We start from the raw sequence: 17,172 nt of genomic DNA, 5'->3' as shown, positions 1-17,172 counted from the left end.
AATCGGTCGTTTAATCTTACATATTATGGATTATCGTGTGTTGTTGCATTTATTCTTGCAATTTAAGCACGATTTGCGAGTCAAATTGGGGCTTGAAGAAGAGTTGCCTTTTTGAAAATGTTATCCCCCGATTAGACAAGTTCCTGTTTTCACAGGTGGGGGAAAATTAAATGAGCGAATGGCGGAATTTTCAGTTGACAAATACATGGCGGGTATATTCATGACAAGCTTAATATCATCGTCATGGGTGCATCGGGGGCAGGAAAAACCTACTTGGCCTGCGCCTTTGGCATCGCTGCGTGCAGAAATTTCTTTCCGGTCAAATATGTGCGTTTGCCAGAGTTATTAAACGAATTGGCAGTTGCACGAGGAGAAGGAATCTACCAGAAAGTGATGAAAACCTATAAAAAGGTGCCCCTGTTAATTCTGGACGAATGGCTCCTTGTCTCGCTAAAAGAGAGCGAAGCCAGAGATCTGCTCGAAATCGTGGAAGCCCGCCATCAAAGAGGATCTACCATTTTCTGCTCGCAGTTCGCTCCTGCTGGTTGGCATGGCAAAATCGGAGAAAGCACGTTGGCTGATGCCATACTCGACCGCATCGTGCATAATTCCTACACTATTACGATCGAAGGCATCGACTCAATGCGTAAGCGAAAAGGAATTATCAAGTAACTGATTTGAAATCACGGGGGCTGTCGAAAGTTGGCGGCTCTCCTTACCAGAAAGGTGGCTCACTTTTTCCGGAAGGCTGGCTCACTCTTCATCGGAATGGTGGCTCTACCACATCGAAATATTCACCGATTCTGGTCATTCCGAATCTTTCGATAAAAAAGAGGATTTTTTCAAACGGTGTCCAAATATAATTTTGTGTCAGTTTTTCACGCAGATTGGTGCAAACGGTTGCACAAGTCCATCACACTCCAACCTAAGGGGGAGAGGCCCAGTCAGATTCCTGCATTTCGAGTACCATCACTTTTTCGGGAGGGATTTTCGGTTGACTTACTCTGTATGTCGTAAACAAGCAGCTTTTTGGACAGCACTTCTCATGCTGTTGTACATCTTCACCGGAGTTGTTCCACCGCAATCATTCGCGGCGGCTCCGAGCGTAACACTGGTCGGTTCGCTGCAGACCGCGCTCGGTGCAGCGAGTGACTGGAACCCGGCGGAACCCAAAACTCAAATGACCGACAAAGGAAACGGTCTGTACGAGTTCTCGGGCAAACTCCCCGCAGGCAGCTATGAATACAAGTTTGCCTTAAACGGCAGCTGGGCTGAGAACTATGGAGCGGATGGCACGAAGGACGGTGCCAATATCAAACTTGATCTGGTATCCGAGCAACAGGTTGCTTTCTGGTTCCACCTGGGTACAAAAAAGAGTGCGAATTCAACGCACTACACTCCGATAGAAAGCGCTGCCATTCCCCATCTCGTGGGAAATCTGCAGACCGCACTGAATGCCGGGTCGAACTGGTCGCCGGAAACTTCAACAGCCTTGATGTATGACTACAACTTCGACAACGTCTACGAATTCACCGGAACGCTGCCGAAAGGAACCTACGAATACAAGGTGACACTTGGCAGCAACTGGGCGGAGAACTATGGACAAAACGGGCAGCGGGACGGCTCGAACCTTATACTGAAGATTATAGACTCATCTGCTGAAGTCACATTTTACTTTAACAACACTACCAAGCAGATCTCGACCAACTATGCGGGTCAATTGTCCGGATCGGACGACACTATTTATTGGGATAACGTAAAACACGATACGCATCAGCTGATCTATCGAGCGCCTTTTGGTGCGGCAAAGACCGGTGAACCGATTCGTTTGCGGATCTCCACCCGCTATAACGATTTAACGGAAGCATCCGTGTCTTATTGGGATGATACCCAGAAGAAGAGGTTCCAGGCACCGATGCGAAAAATCGGCTCCGATGCCGAGAAGCAGCATGACTATTGGGAAGCGGTTCTGAAATCGGATGTTCCAACCCGCTACTGGTATCACTTTGTTCTGAAGGATGGTAAAGCAAAAGCTTTTTACGGTGACGATCCTTCCCAGAACGGCGGAACGGGCCGCATGGTGAACGATAACCCGGCCGATTTTCAATTAACGATTGCAGATAAAGATTTCAAGACGCCGGATTGGATGAAGAACTCGATCGTTTATCAAATCTTCTTGGATCGTTTCTCGAACGGTGATCCAAAGAACGATACACGCAAAGACGATATGGGCAGCCGCGGGTCCACCCCGATCGAGCACAATAAGTGGACCGATCTGCCAGACAATCCGCGGCTGATGGAAGATAAGAACAATGACGGGCAGCCGGATTGGGATGCGGACGGGGACGGCAAACCGGATTACGCCCTTTCCTATGATGAAAAAGGCAATCCGCTCTACAACAAAGACGGTCAGTGGAGCAACGATTTTTATGGCGGTGATTTGGAAGGACTCCGAAAAAAACTGGACTATCTGAATGAAATCGGCATTAAAACCATTTACCTGAATCCGATTTTTAACGCCGCTTCCAACCATAAATATGACGCATCCGATTATTCACGCATTGATGCAATGTTCGGCAGCGGCGGCCAATTCCGTCAACTTGCCAAAGAAGCCAAAGAACGCGGCATGACGATTATTCTTGATGGTGTATTTAATCATGTAGGCGACGACAGCATTTACTTCGACCGTTACGGAAAGTTCTTTAACAACCTCGCTTACTGGGGCAATGATGAGAAAGCCCGGAATCAGAATATCGGCGCGTACCAGGCTTGGAGGATGAAGAACCGGGATAAGCTTTCTGCGGAGGAACAAGCAGAGGTCCCTGCTTGGGATCCTGCAATCCACCACTCCCCTTACGAAGAATGGTTTGACATCAAGCCTGACGGTTCCTATGAAGGATGGTGGGGCTATGACAGCCTGCCTGTCATCAAATCGGTTAACGGCAGCGAGTTGAATGCAGGCGGCAAAACAGGGCTGAATTTCGGAGATTACATTATCCGTAACAACGAATCCATTGCCCGTCAGTGGGTGAAAATGGGCAGCAGCGGGTGGCGTCTGGACGTTTCCCCTGAAGTGGCAGATAACTTCTGGCGGGAATTCCGCAGTTACTTAAAAGGCATTGACAAAGACACCCCCGGCAAGCTGAAATTCCCCAACGGAGAACCGATCATGCTTGCGGAAAACTGGGGTGACGCATCCCATGATTTCCTGGGAGATAAATTCGATTCCACCATGAACTATCGCTTCCGCAATGCTGTAATCGATTTCATGTTGGATCAGCCGTTTAACGACACGGACATCAACCACTCCCCCATCAACGCGCAGGAATTGGATGTGCGTTTGACGGAAATCTATGAGGATTATCCGAAGGAAGCATTCTATGCCTTGATGAATCTGATGGGGTCGCATGACACCATGCGAATTAAACGGGTGTATGGCGATCTTGAACCGGGTGTAATGCATCCGGATAAGTTCAAAGGCCTCACTCCCGAACAAATTCAGGCACGCAATCAATCGGCGAATGACCGGTTAAAGCTGACCTGGATTTTGCAGATGGGCTATCCGGGCGCACCGACCACCTATTACGGGGATGAAATGGGCATGACCGGATATGACGATCCGGATGATCGCCGTTCCGTTCAATGGGATAAAATTGACAAGCCATTGCTTGAGTTCTATAAGAAACTCACGGCCATTCGCAATCAGAATCAGATATTGAAAACAGGGGACCTCAAAACCCTCTACGCGGATCAAAAAACGTATGCAATTGGACGCAGTCTGGTTGGTGACAAAGACGCTCTTGGCCGGACCGAGTACATCACCAACTATGACACCAATGAAAAAATCCGCATCAAAGATGTCAACGGCAAAGCGATAGTACTGATCAACAAAGATCAGGAAAAAACGGTGGAAATCGATGTTTCGCAATTTGCCCGGGACGGCCTTGTCTTCGTGGATGAGCTGAACAATCGCAAGGAGTACACTGTGACAGGCGGCAAACTCACGGTTCAAGCAGGTGGTATGCACGGGTCCATTTTGATCGCGAAAAAAGGTCAGGATCTCCTCCCGCCCCAACAGATTTCTGACTTGAAGGCAGCAGTTGACACAGAAAACACGAAGAAAGTGAATCTCACCTGGACTGCTGTAAAAGATGCGGTGCGTTATACGATCTATCGTTCCACCGTTGCGGGAGGAAGCTATGAGCGAGTAGCAAATGTGAATACAACGGTTTACAGCGAGCAGCCAATCGAGCCCGGCCAAGCATATACGTATGTGATAGTGGCTGTGGACGAAGCAGGCAACCAGAGTGTGTACTCGAACGAGGCAACCGCGGTGCCTTATGCACAAGTTGGTTGGGCGGGTAATCTAACAGGCAAAAATACGGATCATATGATCGGATACACCAACGCTATCACAGACGCCGGTCTTGAAATCTGGGTGGACGGGATTACAAATCAAGCGGGACCCGCTCAAAATCTGGTTGTAGAATTCGGATATGGCCAAATACAGGATCGCAGCGACTGGACTTGGACTGCTGCCACTTTCGCAGGGGAAGCGGGAAATAACGACAAGTATGCCGGTACGTTTACCCCGGATCGGGTGGGGACCTGGTACTACGGGTTCCGCTTCTCGACGAAAGGTTTATCAACGACGAATACGGATTGGGTGATTCCGTCACAAACCCAATATGGAAGCAAGGACGGGAAAGACGATGTCCGGTCAGTTCCTGTCATAGCGAACACCGACACAACCGCACCTCCCGCTCCCACCTCTTCCCACAAAGGGGTCCAGAATACGCGTGTAACCCTGGAATGGGCGGTTCCGGCAAAGGATGACATCGTTGCGTTCCATGTTGTAAGACAAGCAGCGGGAGAAACTTCGTTCCGTGAAGTGGCGCGTGTAGGAGCGGAAGCCGCCTCATTCGTTGACACAACGGTTGTGAACGGAACCGCATATGAATACAAAGTAGTGGCAGTTGATGCTGCTTACAACCGGACCGACTCGAATACTGTGTCCATCACACCGAATGTAGTACCGGTGAAAGTCACGTTCCGTGTAACCGTCCCCTACTATACAGGAACCAACTTCCCGGTACATGTGGCCGGAGAGTTCCCGGGAGCCGCCTGGAATCCTGGTGCATCCGATTATCAATTCGAGTACAAAGGCAATGACATTTGGGAGAAAACAGTAACCCTCGAAGAAGGAATGCAGATTCAATACAAGTACGCGCGCGGCAGTTGGGATCGTGTAGAAAAGGACGGCAACGGGCAGGAAGTCTATAACCGTCTCTTGGTGGTCCGGGATTCCGGCAACGGCACGATGGTGGTCCAGGATACGGTGGCCCGCTGGAGAGATATGAACCTGGTTGTTACCGAACCTGCAAGTGGAACGGTAACTACATCGGCTGAAATTGCTGTGAAGGGAAATACCATTCCGAATTCCAGGGTGACAGTCAATAACGTTGCGGTCACAGCAACTGACAACGGTGATTTCTCCACGATCGTCCCCCTGCAACCGGGAATCAACCAGATTACCGTACATTTTACTGCAGAAGGCTTTTCGACTGAAACGAAGAAAATTACCGTTACCAGACAGTGAGAACGGATTGTGAAATCACAACAACCCAAGAGAAAAGTCCCTTGGGTTGTTGTGATGTTGAGCATTATTAAGAATTGTTGAAATCGCCCTCGAGTACGTTTTTCAAGGTTCTTAAATCCCTCTCTACCAATCCGGCATCCTCCAAATACTTATCATCTGACATACCAGGGAGCTGAAACAGTGTAAAAATTACTTCACTCCCGGAGCCATTCGGTATAACCCGCATGGGATTCAAGATCTCTTGTCCTGGCATCGGACTCACGTAGTGATCCAGCGCCCCGAACTTATTCCTTTCTACGAACCTGATTTTCATCGGACCATCTGGTGTTTCCACAATCCACTCACCATCTGATTTTGTGACTGACTTACAGAACGCTGTGGCCCATTTGGGAAGGTTTTCGGGGTCTGAAATGAATTCATAAACCTTTTCGGGTGGACATTCAATGGAAACACCCAATGTTTTTGAATTTGCAACCAATGACATCTAAATCTCTCCTTATTAACATTAATTAATACGCGCCCCCAGGCATTATAACGATTTTGGACATAAAGTCTTGTAAACAAAATTCAATACAGGCAATGTTCGCCTTTTTTGTGGAGTATCCTCCCCGTTAGCGAACAAGTTTGGACTGGAATATAATATAATAAAGGCACCATTCCAGAATATCGGGGGGAACTATTGTGAAGATCAAGTCAATTGAACCCACGCCCAATCCCAACAGTATGAAAATCACACTGGACGAATGCCTCCCACAAGGGATTCACAAAACATTTTCGCAAAGTGAAATCGCGAATGCCCCGCGTTTTATACAAGACATCCTGAAAATATCAGGAGTTAAAAGTGTCTTTCATGCAATGGATTTTCTCGCCATCGAACGGAGTCCAAAACAAGGTTGGGAGTCGATTTTGACGCAGATCAAAGCAATTTTTGACAGTGCCTTGCCGTCACAATTGCATTCTTATGAAAATGACCCATATGGATCTGCAAAGGTGTTTGTCCAAATGATAAGTGGGATCCCTATGCAGGTTAAAGTACTTACGGAAACGGCAGACGATCGTTTTTCCCTTCCGGATCGATTCACAATAAGAGCAAGTCAGGCAGCTTCGGCTTCCGCTGATTTCTTGAAAGAACGGCAATGGATTCCGCAAGGGATCCGTTACGGTGTCTCACAAGAAATTGGGGAAGAAGTTGTTTCGGAACTGTCAGCCAAATATGATGATGCTACGCTGGATCGTCTATTGAGCCAAGCTTTAAACCAAACCGCTGCAGTAACAGAATCAGTTGAATTCGGAAATTATACTCCGACTGAACCGGATCCTGCAAAACGCTATGCGGCACTTGAACAAATGGAACCCTCCGCCGAAATCCTCCCCCTCCTGATCCAAGCAATGCAGGATACCAGCCAGTCCGTACGGCGTCTTGCAACTGCTTATATGGGAAGCATTGAGGATGATGAGGTCGTACCGCACTTGATAAAAGCATTGAAAGACCAATCAGTTGCAGTACGCCGAACTGCCGGAGATGCTTTGTCAGATCGAGGTGAACAGGAGGCAATTCCCGTAATGACGGAAGCTCTGAAAGATCCCAGTAAAATTGTAAGGTGGCGTGCAGCTCGCTTTCTCTACGAAGTCGGCGACAAATCTGTGCTTTCTGCATTGCGGGAAGCATTAGATGATCCGGAGTTTGAAGTAAGGCTGCAGGTGAAACTGGCAATTGAGCGGATCGAAAGCGGAAGTGAAACGATAGTCCCCGCTTGGCAGAAGCATATGAAAGATTTGATCGGTGATGAAGAAAAGTAATAGGTGCTAAGTCTTTCCTTTCCGGATATCCTATCAGGTTGTTCCAGAGATAAGCTGCTTCCCGCACTGCATCCCGTCCCAATCGAGAGGTTCGCCGGTCTGGGTAAAAACTCAGCCGTTTACTTTAAAGGTTGTCTGACCAAAGCCATCGATCATGTAGGCAATATTATTTTTGTATGGCATATTGAGCCCCTGACTTTCGAAGAAGTTTGGAAACTCCTTAATGAAATAAACATGATTTTCACTAATAAAAGCTTCATTCAATGCAACAATATCCCTAACTGTGATATCTAGCACAAAACAAACATGTTATAATGAACCAATAAAGTGGTGATGGATAAATGCTCAATGAAAGAGAGGGGGGCTGAATTTTGGATTGCCGTGGAGGGTGTGGAGCTTGTTGTATTGTCATCTCTATCTCTTCTCCTATTCCCGGAATGCCCGGAGGGAAACCGGCCGGTGTCCCTTGCGTACACCTTACAACCGAATACAAATGTGGCTTGTTTGGCAAACCCGAGCGCCCAGCTGTCTGCCGCAATTTGCAACCTTCGGAAGATATGTGCGGATCTTCTAACGAGGAAGCCTTTGAGCTCTTGGAAGCCCTCGAAAAAGCGACGAAACTACCGACCCTCGATCCCCGTTGAAACACCCGCCGCTTAGAGATTAAGACGGATTGTATAATACTGTACGATAGTCCCCAACCAATTTGGAACATTTTATGTTTTATCTGATCGACATTTCGTCACTGACCTCTGCACCATTGAAACATTCGGGAGAATGCCTCTTCCCAAACGGCAGCGGAAAAGAAATGCCCCCACCCTTCATAGAACAGGCAGGTGTATGTCTTTCCGTTATCTTTCAGGGCGGCTGCAAGTCGAAGCGAATGTTCAATTCCCACCTGTTCATCCTTGGTTCCATGCACGAGTAAAACAGGGCATGACAATTCATCGACACGGTAGATTGGAGATCGCCACGCGTAGGCTTCAGGTACTTTTTGCGGGGAATCGCCGACCACTCTTTTTAGCATCCGCCGTAAATCGATCCGTTCTTCGTAGGTTAAAGCCAGATCCGACACACCGCCCCAGACAATCACCGATTTGACAAAAGGAAACTCCATTGCTGCAAATAGAGCCATAATCGCTCCCCTGGAAAATCCAAACAGATGAATTTCACTCTTGTTAACTTGAGAAAGTTCACTGAGCCAAGACAGAGCGTCCAGAACATCATGACGATCCTCCCCGCCAAAATCCTCTCGTCCTTCTCCTCCTCGGTTTCCCCGATAAAAGGGAGCAAACACGATATACCCCTCACTCACGAACCGGCTTACCCAAGCCAACCGTGTCATTCCCACATTTCGGATTCCGCCGCGGCAATAGACCAACAAAGGAAAAGGCCCTTCCCCAGCCGGAATCGCGAGATAGCCCTTTACCCGCAGGCCTTGAGAAAGATACGTCACGAGAAAAAGCTCTGCATAGGGGTGGAACTCCGGGATCTCCACTTGATCGATCATTTGCCGGTACTCTGACCTACTTGAAAATCCACCGTTGGCATCTGATGAATTTCGCTTGTAGTAGTATGGATCGTTACATGATATAACCCCGCTTCAGGGAAGGTTTTCTTGAGATGATAAGCCCCTTTTTTATCCGGCTTGGTTTCCAGCATTTCATGTTTTTCAGTTCCGTCCCGCCAGATCTCCAAATCCACGTCGGCATCTTTGACAGGTTCACTGCCCTTGGACACCCGGGCAATCAGCTCAACTTCCTTGCCTGGTTGGATCTCCTTGGGATTAGTAGTGAATTCGATCGTTAATTTTTGTGGGTGGTCTGCATGTCTGCTGTGATCCTCTTGATTGGAGCCGCACCCCGGTAGAGCCACCAAACCAGCTAGAACAAAAGGGCACAGCATTTTTGCGAAACTCATTTCTTTTGCATCCCTTCCAGAAATATTTGATTCACACCTTAATCAATAAAACAACAATACGGCAACGACAAGTATCAAACAGGTGTTGATTAACATCAAACTGACGAAAATAAACGAAACGATTTTACTTGGAGCCCGAAACGTTTCAGTATTGATCCCCTTTCGCTTCTCATAATAATCTTTCGTGGCGAACGCGAACACCAGGCTTCCAAGAATAACCGAACCAATACCAACAACAGCCGAAATGGTATTGGCCAAATGCGTATACGGGGTTGATCGAAACACCACTCCTGCTGCCAGGAAGCCAAGCCCAACAATCGTTATGCTTGTCCGTATCCACGCCAGAAAGGTTCGTTCATTTGCAAGATGTTGTTGAACGTATTTTGAATCTACGGTCTTTTCCTTTTCCATATTTCCACTTCCCGATTCAATACTTCAATCTTCTCGCTCTACCAAAAGCATACACGAAACAACCATGTTGTGCTAAGCGATTTTAGTCACAAAAAAACAAGGGGAAGTCGTTCAGAGAACGCCTTCCCCCTATTTTTCCCTAATCCCAATTCAACGCGTCTTTCGCCGCATCTTTGACTTTCTCGAAGAAGGTCTTTTGCTGTTCGGATGGCTTTACGCCCAATTCATCTCCAAGCTGCCGCAAAATGTCCCGTTGTTTTTCCGTCAAATCCGTTGGCGTGACGACAATCACACGAACGTGCTGGTCACCGCGGTAGCTGCTGTTTATACGCGGCATGCCTTTCCCGCGAAGACGGAACGAGGTTCCTGTCTGGGTCCCCTCGGGGATCCGCAGCTTCACTTTGCCGTCCAGTGTTTCAACCTCAATTTCGTCGCCCAGCGCCGCCTGCACGAAGCTGATCGGCACCCGGCAGAAGATGTCATCTCCGTCGCGGTCAAAGAATCTGTGTTCCCGAACGTAAATCACAACAAAGAGATCGCCCGGTGGCGCTCCTTTGTCACCCGTTTCCCCTGCCCCACTGATTCGAATTCGATTCCCTGTGTCAACACCAGCGGGGATCTTCACATGGATCCGCTTTCGAACTTTGATCGAACCGTTTCCGTGGCACTGCGTACACGGGTTCTTAATGATTTTTCCGTCACCGCCGCACGCTTGGCAGGGACGACGGTTCACCATACGGCCAAGCGGTGTATTGATAATCTGTTCCTGCGTACCTGTTCCCCGACAGACAGAACAGGTATCCGGGTGGGTACCCGGTTTCGCGCCGGAACCGTGACAGGTTGGACATTCTTCCGTTCGCGGAATCTCAATCTCTTTCTCGGTGCCTTTCGCCGCTTCTTCAAACTCGATCTGTAGATTATACTGAAGGTCGGCTCCTCTGCGCGGTCCTCGTTGACGACCACCACCGCCAAAGAACATATCGAAGATATCGCCAAATCCTCCGAAGTCGCCGGCACCGCCGCCGCCAAATCCTGCGCCCGGGTCCGCGTGGCCGAATTGATCGTACCGAGACCTTTTTTCCTTATCGGACAGCACTTCGTACGCTTCCGTTACTTCTTTAAATTTAACCTCCGCGTTCGGATCATCCTTGTTCACGTCCGGATGGTATTGACGAGCCAGCTTGCGGTACGCTTTTTTTATTTCGTCTTCAGTCGCATTCCTGCTGACACCAAGAACTTCATAATAATCGCGCTTACTCAAGAATGGACCTCCTTCCTCAACTGCGTAGCTCCATCTCATACAGAAGAAAAGCCAAAGCCGGGATTTAAACCTGCGACTTTGACTTTTCGCCGCTTGCTATCTTACTTCTTTTCCTCGTTTACCTCAGTATATTCGGCATCGACAACAGTGTCATCCTTCTTGCCTGCGTCTGCGCCAGCTTGCTGCCCCTGTGCAGCCTGTTCGTACAACTTGATGGACAACTGCTGCACAACCTGGCTGAGTTCTTCCGACGCTTTCTTGATTGCTTCGATGTCGGTGCCGTTCAAAGCTTCCTTCAGCTTCTCTTTTGCCGAATTTGCTTTCTCAACTTCCGCTTGATCCACCTTGCCTTCGAGATCTTTCAGAGTCTTTTCGGTGGTGTAGACCAGCGTGTCTGCATTGTTGCGAATTTCTACTTCTTCACGGCGCTTGCGGTCTGCTTCCGCATTCATTTCCGCTTCTTTCACCATACGCTCCACTTCATCCTTATTGAGGCCGGATGAAGATGTGATCGTGATCTTCTGGCTCTTGCCGGTTCCAAGATCCTTCGCCGACACGTTTACAATCCCGTTCGCATCGATATCGAAAGTAACTTCGATTTGCGGAATACCGCGTGGAGCAGGCGGAATGTCGGTCAAAGTAAAGCGGCCGAGCGTCTTGTTGTCGCGAGCGAATTCGCGCTCCCCTTGCAGAACGTGGATTTCCACGGAAGTTTGGTTGTCGGCTGCCGTCGAGAATACTTGACTCTTGGAAGTCGGAATTGTCGTATTGCGTTCAATCAGCTTCGTCATCACACCGCCCAGTGTTTCAATCCCGAGCGAGAGCGGAGTTACGTCAAGCAGCAGGACGTCTTTTACTTCCCCGGTGAGAACCCCTGCTTGAATAGCTGCACCAACAGCTACCACTTCGTCCGGGTTTACCCCTTTGGTCGGCTCTTTGCCGATCAATTTCTTGATTGCCTCTTGCACTGCCGGAATACGAGTCGAACCACCGACGAGAATCACTTTGTCAATCTGGCTTGCAGACAAGCCTGAATCGCTCAGGGCCTGACGAGTGGGTCCAAGTGTTGCTTCCACCAAATCCGCAGTCAGTTCCTCGAATTTGGCACGAGTCAGATTCACTTCCAGGTGCTTCGGGCCAGTAGCGTCAGCCGAAATGAACGGCAGGGAAATCGTTGTGGTTAATACGCCAGACAACTCTTTTTTAGCTTTTTCAGCCGCATCCTTCAGACGCTGCATGGCCATCTTGTCTTGTGAAAGGTCAATGCCTGTATCGCGTTTGAACGTATCAATGAGAAACTTCATAATACGCTCGTCAAAATCGTCTCCACCGAGACGGTTGTTCCCGCTTGTTGCTTTCACCTCGAATACGCCGTCGCCGAGTTCGAGAATCGAAACGTCGAACGTACCGCCTCCGAGGTCATATACAAGGATGGTTCCTTCTTCTTCTTTGTCAAGGCCGTAAGCCAAAGCGGCTGCGGTCGGCTCGTTGACGATACGAAGAACTTCCAATCCGGCAATTTGACCCGCATCTTTAGTAGCTTGACGCTGGGAGTCATTGAAATAAGCCGGCACGGTAATCACCGCTTGTGTTACCGGTTGTCCCAAGTAAGCTTCTGCATCAGCCTTCAGCTTCTGCAGAATCATCGCAGAGATTTCCTGCGGAGTGTATTCTTTTCCTTCGATCGTTTCCTTATGGTTGGTACCCATATAGCGTTTGATGGAGATGACCGTATTGTCCGGGTTGGTCACAGCCTGGCGTTTTGCCACGTCGCCGACCAGCCGCTCCCCGTTCTTGATTGCAAGCACGGACGGGGTAGTACGTCCACCTTCCGCGTTCGGGATAACAACCGGTTCGCCGCCTTCCATTACGGCAACACAGGAGTTTGTTGTACCTAAGTCAATGCCAATAACCTTACTCATGCGAATAGCCTCCTAATTATATGCTGACTGATAGATTATCTTCGAAGTCCCAGAGGTTTTCCGGGTCCCCATTAAAGTACTCGGACTATGCTACGGAGCCTTACGTCACTTTAATGGGTACTATCTTGATACCTTAACCATTGCCGGTCTGACAACCTTGTCATGCAGCAAGTACCCCTTGCGGAGTTCTTCCACCACGGTGCCCGGTGCATACTCATCGCTTTCCACCTGCATTACCGCTTCGTGGAAGTTCGGATCAAACGGTTGCCCAACCGCGTTCATTGCAACTACACCTTCGCGTTCTAGGGTGCTTTCGAATTGACGGAATACCATTTCAACACCTTTTTTCAAAGATTCGGCATCTGAGGTTTCCGCCGCCAACGCAAGTTGGAAATTGTCCACTACAGGCAGAATTTCTTGTACCAATCGCAAAGTTGCGTAGTTGCTCAGATCCTCTTTTTCCTGGCGCGCCCGCTTTCGAAAATTATCGAAATCGGCAGTGCTTCGCAGCAATCGGTTCTGAAGCTCCTGCATCTCCGCAGTCAAACGGGTTACTTCAGCCAGAAGCTCCTCCCGACTGCGAGTATCATTCAGATCTGCATTTTGCTGTTCAGTTGTTTCGGGAGTTTCGCCGTTTGCTTCCGGTGTTTCCTCCATTTGCTTCTGTTCCTGGTTCATACTGTCCCTCCCACATAGCTTGCCAACTCAATGGCGGAAATCATTTGTGAAGCCGCGTTAACAGCTCCGACATTGTTTCGGTAAGATAGTCTAACACACTGATCACACGGCCATATTCCATACGTGTCGGACCGAGCACTCCGATAGTTCCCGCAACATTGCCGTCAATATGATAAGTCGCGGTAATGATGGAGCAATTCTTGAGCTGCTCAAGTTGATTTTCAAGCCCGATCCGCACCTGGATGCCAGGCGTATTTTGCTGATTTAACAGATGGATCACCGTTTGGTTGGTTTCCAATATATCAAGCAGCGGGCGGAGTTTCTCCACATCACGGAATTCCGGTTGATTCAGGATTTTGGCCGTACCTCCGAGATAGACGCGGTCATCTTTTTCCGGCTGGACAATCTGATTCAAGAGGTTCATGACCCCTTCGAACTGATCCATATACCGGTTCAATTCGCCCATAATTTCGTGATAAAGTTTGGTCTTAACAAGGTTTAGCGGAACCCCGGTCATTTTGTCATTGAGAATCGCAACAAATTTGCTGATCTCATCTGTGGAGATACCCTCGGGAACGGAAACCTTCTTGTTCTCCACGTGTCCTGTATCCGTCACAATAATGGCAACTGCCGTATGCTCGGATAAAGGAACCAGTTGAATATGCTTCAGCTTGTTCTCGTGGACCTGCGGCCCCAACACAAGTGAAGTATAGTTGGTCAAGCTCGAAAGAATCTGAGCGGTGTGTTGAACGACCCGCTCCATTGCATCGATCTTTTCCACAAATACTTTCTTTATCTGAAACAACTCTTCCGATGAGAGAGAGAACGGGTTCATTAAATGGTCGACATAGAAGCGATACCCTTTATGCGAAGGGATCCGGCCTGCTGAAGTATGCGGCTGTTCCAAATATCCCATTTCTTCAAGATCAGCCATTTCATTGCGAATCGTGGCAGGTGAGAATGCCACTTCCGAATGCTTGGAGATTGTACGTGAACCAACGGGTTCGGCAGAATGAACATAATCTTCAATGACCATCCGCAAAATCATCTGTTGGCGCTCCGAAAGCATGCTTCTCCCTCCTTGTTAGCACTCTGTCACATCGAGTGCTAATCACTACGTAAAAAATAACAAATCCCGCCAATAGTGTCAACTGATCAGGAATCCTGAAAACACTTCATTTGCGATCGGCAAAGCTTTTTTTGTGAGGCAAACCGCCTCCGCATTGTCTGTCAGCAGCCCTTCCTGCACAAAACGCTCAATTTCACGGCCAAACACGTTGTGCATGTCAACCCCATGCCGTTCCTTAAAACGAGCATGTTCCACTCCCCGAATCATCCGCAGTCCCAGAATCATGGTGTCTTCCCGTTGAATTTCTGCGGGGATTTCTTCCCGTTCGACCACGGGGCGCTTTCCGGACAGACAAGTCTCAATATAACCGGGAACGCTTGACTGGATCACATACCGGACATCGTTGACATAACCGTGTGCACCTGCCCCGGCGGCCAGATACGGCTCATTTCGCCAATACACCTGGTTATGGCGGCAGTCATGGTCTTTTTTTGCAAAATTGGAAATCTCATACATCTGATATCCGTGTGCCTCCAACGTATCCATCAGCAATTGATACATCGCTAGATCCTCTTCTTCGGGCGGCAGCTGCAGCTTGCCGCGCTCCTGCCAGATCGCAAACGGCGTACCTTCTTCCACTTTAAGCGAATAGGCCGAAATATGTTCCGGTTGCAGTTCCACAATTCGCCGGAGGCTGTCTTCAAAGATCGGGATCGTTTGCCCCGGCAGCCCAAACATCAGGTCCAAATTAATTGATGAAAATCCGGCCTGACGCGCTTTTTCGTAACTATGGTACACGGTGAGACTGTCATGCAGTCGGCCCAGCTTTTTTAAAATCGGATCGTGGAAGGACTGAACGCCAAAAGAGAGCCGGTTCGCCCCGCCCTCTTTCAACACTCTTAGTTTCTCCAGATTGACCGTGCCGGGATTCGCTTCGACCGAAATTTCCGCACCTTCAGCGAGACGGAAAAACCGATTTAGGATATTCATCATTCGTTCCGTTTGCTTTACGTCAAACATCGTTGGCGTACCGCCGCCAAAAAAGACGGTCTTCAACGGTTCCCACGGAAGTTCCTTCGACAGCAGTTCCATTTCTTTTTCCAGACCATCCAGATAACGGTCCATCACTTCACCGGTTGAAACATAGGAGTTGAAGTCGCAATAGTAGCATTTGCTTGCACAAAACGGAATGTGGATATAAAGTGAACTCGGTTTCATCAGTATCGGGCTCCACCCAACGCGGAATGAACAAAAAATTTCTTGCGCGGGACATCGATCTGGCTGCCCGCAACGATTTCCGCTTTGCGTTCTTTGTAATAATCATGTATGCGACCCACCCATTGCATATCGGTATGAAGCACCCGATCCAGGATGCCGCGTGCAATCTCTTCCGCTGGACGATCATCCGGCGGAATCACAGACGGCTCCCCGTCTTCCGAAAACTCCAGTCTTTCCTGCCAAGGCAGGCGTGCAGCCTGTGCAAGATACCCGATAACTTCGGGCAGGGTATTGGTTTCCTGGGTCCAGGACAAAGCAAACGAGAAGAGCAGAACATCACCGCGTTCCCAGACATCCGCCCCGATTTCTTGCAACTCGTCGGAGAACGAAGTGATCACTATTCCTTTTTGTCCGGAGGCAAGTCCGTCGGCCAGCGGTTTCACCGGGAGCATCAGCATCCTGCCAAATGCATGGGCGAGCGGCTCGCTTGCCTTTCCGGCGGCCGCCACATACTCATATTTTGGAAACACATCGATTGTCCCAATCGTAGTTTGCAGCGCGGCGAGTACGGAAGCAACCTGTTCATAGCTGAAGTTTACAAACGTAAATCGACCGTTTGAATGGTTCGGTTCATCCGGGTAATCTTCTTCAAAGGTGCGCAACAATAATGTCCCATACTGGACAAAATGCCAGTCGCGGATCGTCTCGGCTTTATGGGCACGATAGCGGCGGAGCATTCCTTTGGTATATTCCAACTGCATTTCACCTTCGCCCGATTCCTTCACTTGTTCCTCAAGTTTAGACACGAATAAGGTTGCTTCACCAGAACGCCCCAGGAAAATCAGCAATTGGGCAATGTAAAACGTCATGCTCATCGCCTGTTCCTGCTCGTAAGCTTTCATGAAAAAATGAAGTGCTTCTTCGTTGTAGAACTCCTTCATCAGCGCAAAAGCGAACTCATAATTGGCGGCAGCCGCGTCAGGAACCAGTTGAACACAGCGTGACAACGGTCCGAGCGCCGACCCGTACATGCCTTCCTGAACCAGTTGATACCCCAAACGAAAATAGGCTTCCGCATCTTCAGTATCCGCCACGACCGCCTCAAACAACCCAGCCGCTTCGTGTTTACCCGACATACGCAGCACAAACGCAAACTTCTCGTAGACCCGCACGTCAAACTCGGGCCGGCGGAGAGCGAAGTGGAGAATCTCCATCGCCCTTTCGTAATTATCTGCTGCAATCTGTTCCTCCGCGTCAGCTAAAATCTGGTGCACTACGTTATCGTTACCCATGG

The 17,172-nt window shown here is 49.0% G+C and carries 13 protein-coding genes and 1 pseudogene; 4 read left to right on the top strand and 10 right to left on the bottom strand.

Features of this window, described 5'->3' with window-relative positions; genetic code table 11:
* Positions 1 to 213: 213 nt before the first annotated feature.
* Together ACFO8Q_RS02885 and ACFO8Q_RS02875 are read left to right on the top strand one after the other, a co-directional pair.
* Positions 214 to 672 (top strand): annotated as a pseudogene (locus ACFO8Q_RS02885) (ATP-binding protein); the annotation flags it as partial.
* 322 nt (positions 673 to 994) lie between these two features.
* A complete protein-coding gene (locus ACFO8Q_RS02875) occupies positions 995 to 5,599 on the top strand; it encodes an alpha amylase N-terminal ig-like domain-containing protein (RefSeq protein WP_465251874.1) in 4,605 nt (1,534 codons plus the stop codon).
* Between the two features lie 67 nt (positions 5,600 to 5,666).
* On the opposite strand, the gene ACFO8Q_RS02870 is transcribed toward ACFO8Q_RS02875, so the two are convergent.
* The gene (locus ACFO8Q_RS02870; RefSeq protein WP_380024174.1) at positions 5,667 to 6,077 is read right to left on the bottom strand and encodes an SRPBCC family protein; all 411 of its coding nucleotides are present in this window, start codon (positions 6,075 to 6,077) and stop codon (positions 5,667 to 5,669) included.
* 203 nt (positions 6,078 to 6,280) lie between these two features.
* On the opposite strand from ACFO8Q_RS02870, the gene ACFO8Q_RS02865 reads away from it, so the two are divergent.
* Positions 6,281 to 7,399, top strand: coding sequence for a virulence factor (locus ACFO8Q_RS02865; protein WP_380024173.1), 1,119 nt, complete (start codon positions 6,281 to 6,283; stop codon positions 7,397 to 7,399).
* 371 nt (positions 7,400 to 7,770) lie between these two features.
* Positions 7,771 to 8,043, top strand: a complete 273-nt coding sequence (locus ACFO8Q_RS02860; protein ID WP_380024172.1) for a YkgJ family cysteine cluster protein — start codon at positions 7,771 to 7,773, stop codon at positions 8,041 to 8,043.
* A gap of 98 nt (positions 8,044 to 8,141) precedes the next feature.
* On the opposite strand, the gene ACFO8Q_RS02855 is transcribed toward ACFO8Q_RS02860, so the two are convergent.
* The 9 genes from ACFO8Q_RS02855 to ACFO8Q_RS02815 form a co-directional block, all read right to left on the bottom strand.
* On the bottom strand, positions 8,142 to 8,909 hold the full coding sequence (locus ACFO8Q_RS02855; protein WP_380024171.1) for an alpha/beta hydrolase family protein: 768 nt from the start codon (positions 8,907 to 8,909) through the stop codon (positions 8,142 to 8,144).
* Positions 8,906 to 9,319, bottom strand: coding sequence for a FixH family protein (locus tag ACFO8Q_RS02850; protein ID WP_380024169.1), 414 nt, complete (start codon positions 9,317 to 9,319; stop codon positions 8,906 to 8,908). Before ACFO8Q_RS02850 ends, ACFO8Q_RS02855 begins: the two co-directional genes overlap by 4 nt.
* A gap of 42 nt (positions 9,320 to 9,361) precedes the next feature.
* Positions 9,362 to 9,730: a YidH family protein gene (locus ACFO8Q_RS02845; protein ID WP_380024168.1), complete on the bottom strand. Its 369-nt coding sequence runs from the start codon at positions 9,728 to 9,730 to the stop codon at positions 9,362 to 9,364.
* 139 nt (positions 9,731 to 9,869) lie between these two features.
* Positions 9,870 to 10,991 carry a molecular chaperone DnaJ gene (dnaJ, locus tag ACFO8Q_RS02840; protein WP_380024167.1) on the bottom strand — a complete coding sequence of 374 codons (1,122 nt, stop codon included), beginning with the start codon at positions 10,989 to 10,991 and terminating at the stop codon, positions 9,870 to 9,872.
* 101 nt (positions 10,992 to 11,092) lie between these two features.
* The gene (gene dnaK / locus ACFO8Q_RS02835; protein ID WP_380024166.1) at positions 11,093 to 12,913 is read right to left on the bottom strand and encodes a molecular chaperone DnaK; all 1,821 of its coding nucleotides are present in this window, start codon (positions 12,911 to 12,913) and stop codon (positions 11,093 to 11,095) included.
* A gap of 120 nt (positions 12,914 to 13,033) precedes the next feature.
* On the bottom strand, positions 13,034 to 13,591 hold the full coding sequence (gene grpE / locus ACFO8Q_RS02830; protein ID WP_380024165.1) for a nucleotide exchange factor GrpE: 558 nt from the start codon (positions 13,589 to 13,591) through the stop codon (positions 13,034 to 13,036).
* A 40-nt stretch (positions 13,592 to 13,631) separates the two neighbouring features.
* Positions 13,632 to 14,660 carry a heat-inducible transcriptional repressor HrcA gene (gene hrcA, locus ACFO8Q_RS02825; protein ID WP_380024164.1) on the bottom strand — a complete coding sequence of 343 codons (1,029 nt, stop codon included), beginning with the start codon at positions 14,658 to 14,660 and terminating at the stop codon, positions 13,632 to 13,634.
* Positions 14,661 to 14,738: 78 nt separating this feature from the next.
* Positions 14,739 to 15,878, bottom strand: a complete 1,140-nt coding sequence (hemW, locus tag ACFO8Q_RS02820) for a radical SAM family heme chaperone HemW (protein WP_380024163.1) — start codon at positions 15,876 to 15,878, stop codon at positions 14,739 to 14,741.
* Complete coding sequence (locus ACFO8Q_RS02815; RefSeq protein WP_380024162.1) at positions 15,878 to 17,170, bottom strand: tetratricopeptide repeat protein; 1,293 nt, start codon at positions 17,168 to 17,170, stop codon at positions 15,878 to 15,880. The genes hemW and ACFO8Q_RS02815 overlap by 1 nt, the downstream gene beginning before the upstream one ends.
* Positions 17,171 to 17,172 lie beyond the last annotated feature (2 nt).

Source organism: Effusibacillus consociatus (assembly GCF_042652925.1).
Lineage (GTDB): Bacteria > Bacillota > Bacilli > Tumebacillales > Effusibacillaceae > Effusibacillus > Effusibacillus consociatus.
Note: the sequence above shows the minus strand (reverse complement) of the source record. Positions and strands in the feature narration are given on the sequence as shown.

Excerpts from the sequence above, each read along its gene's own strand:
- ACFO8Q_RS02815 (WP_380024162.1), bottom strand. The coding sequence starts at position 17,170 with ATGGGTAACGATAACGTAGTGCACCAGATTTTAGCTGACGCGGAGGAA.
- grpE (WP_380024165.1), bottom strand. The coding sequence starts at position 13,591 with ATGAACCAGGAACAGAAGCAAATGGAGGAAACACCGGAAGCAAACGGC.
- hemW (WP_380024163.1), bottom strand. The coding sequence starts at position 15,878 with ATGAAACCGAGTTCACTTTATATCCACATTCCGTTTTGTGCAAGCAAA.
- hrcA (WP_380024164.1), bottom strand. The coding sequence starts at position 14,660 with ATGCTTTCGGAGCGCCAACAGATGATTTTGCGGATGGTCATTGAAGAT.
- ACFO8Q_RS02855 (WP_380024171.1), bottom strand. The coding sequence starts at position 8,909 with ATGATCGATCAAGTGGAGATCCCGGAGTTCCACCCCTATGCAGAGCTT.
- ACFO8Q_RS02845 (WP_380024168.1), bottom strand. The coding sequence starts at position 9,730 with ATGGAAAAGGAAAAGACCGTAGATTCAAAATACGTTCAACAACATCTT.
- dnaK (WP_380024166.1), bottom strand. The coding sequence starts at position 12,913 with ATGAGTAAGGTTATTGGCATTGACTTAGGTACAACAAACTCCTGTGTT.
- ACFO8Q_RS02850 (WP_380024169.1), bottom strand. The coding sequence starts at position 9,319 with ATGAGTTTCGCAAAAATGCTGTGCCCTTTTGTTCTAGCTGGTTTGGTG.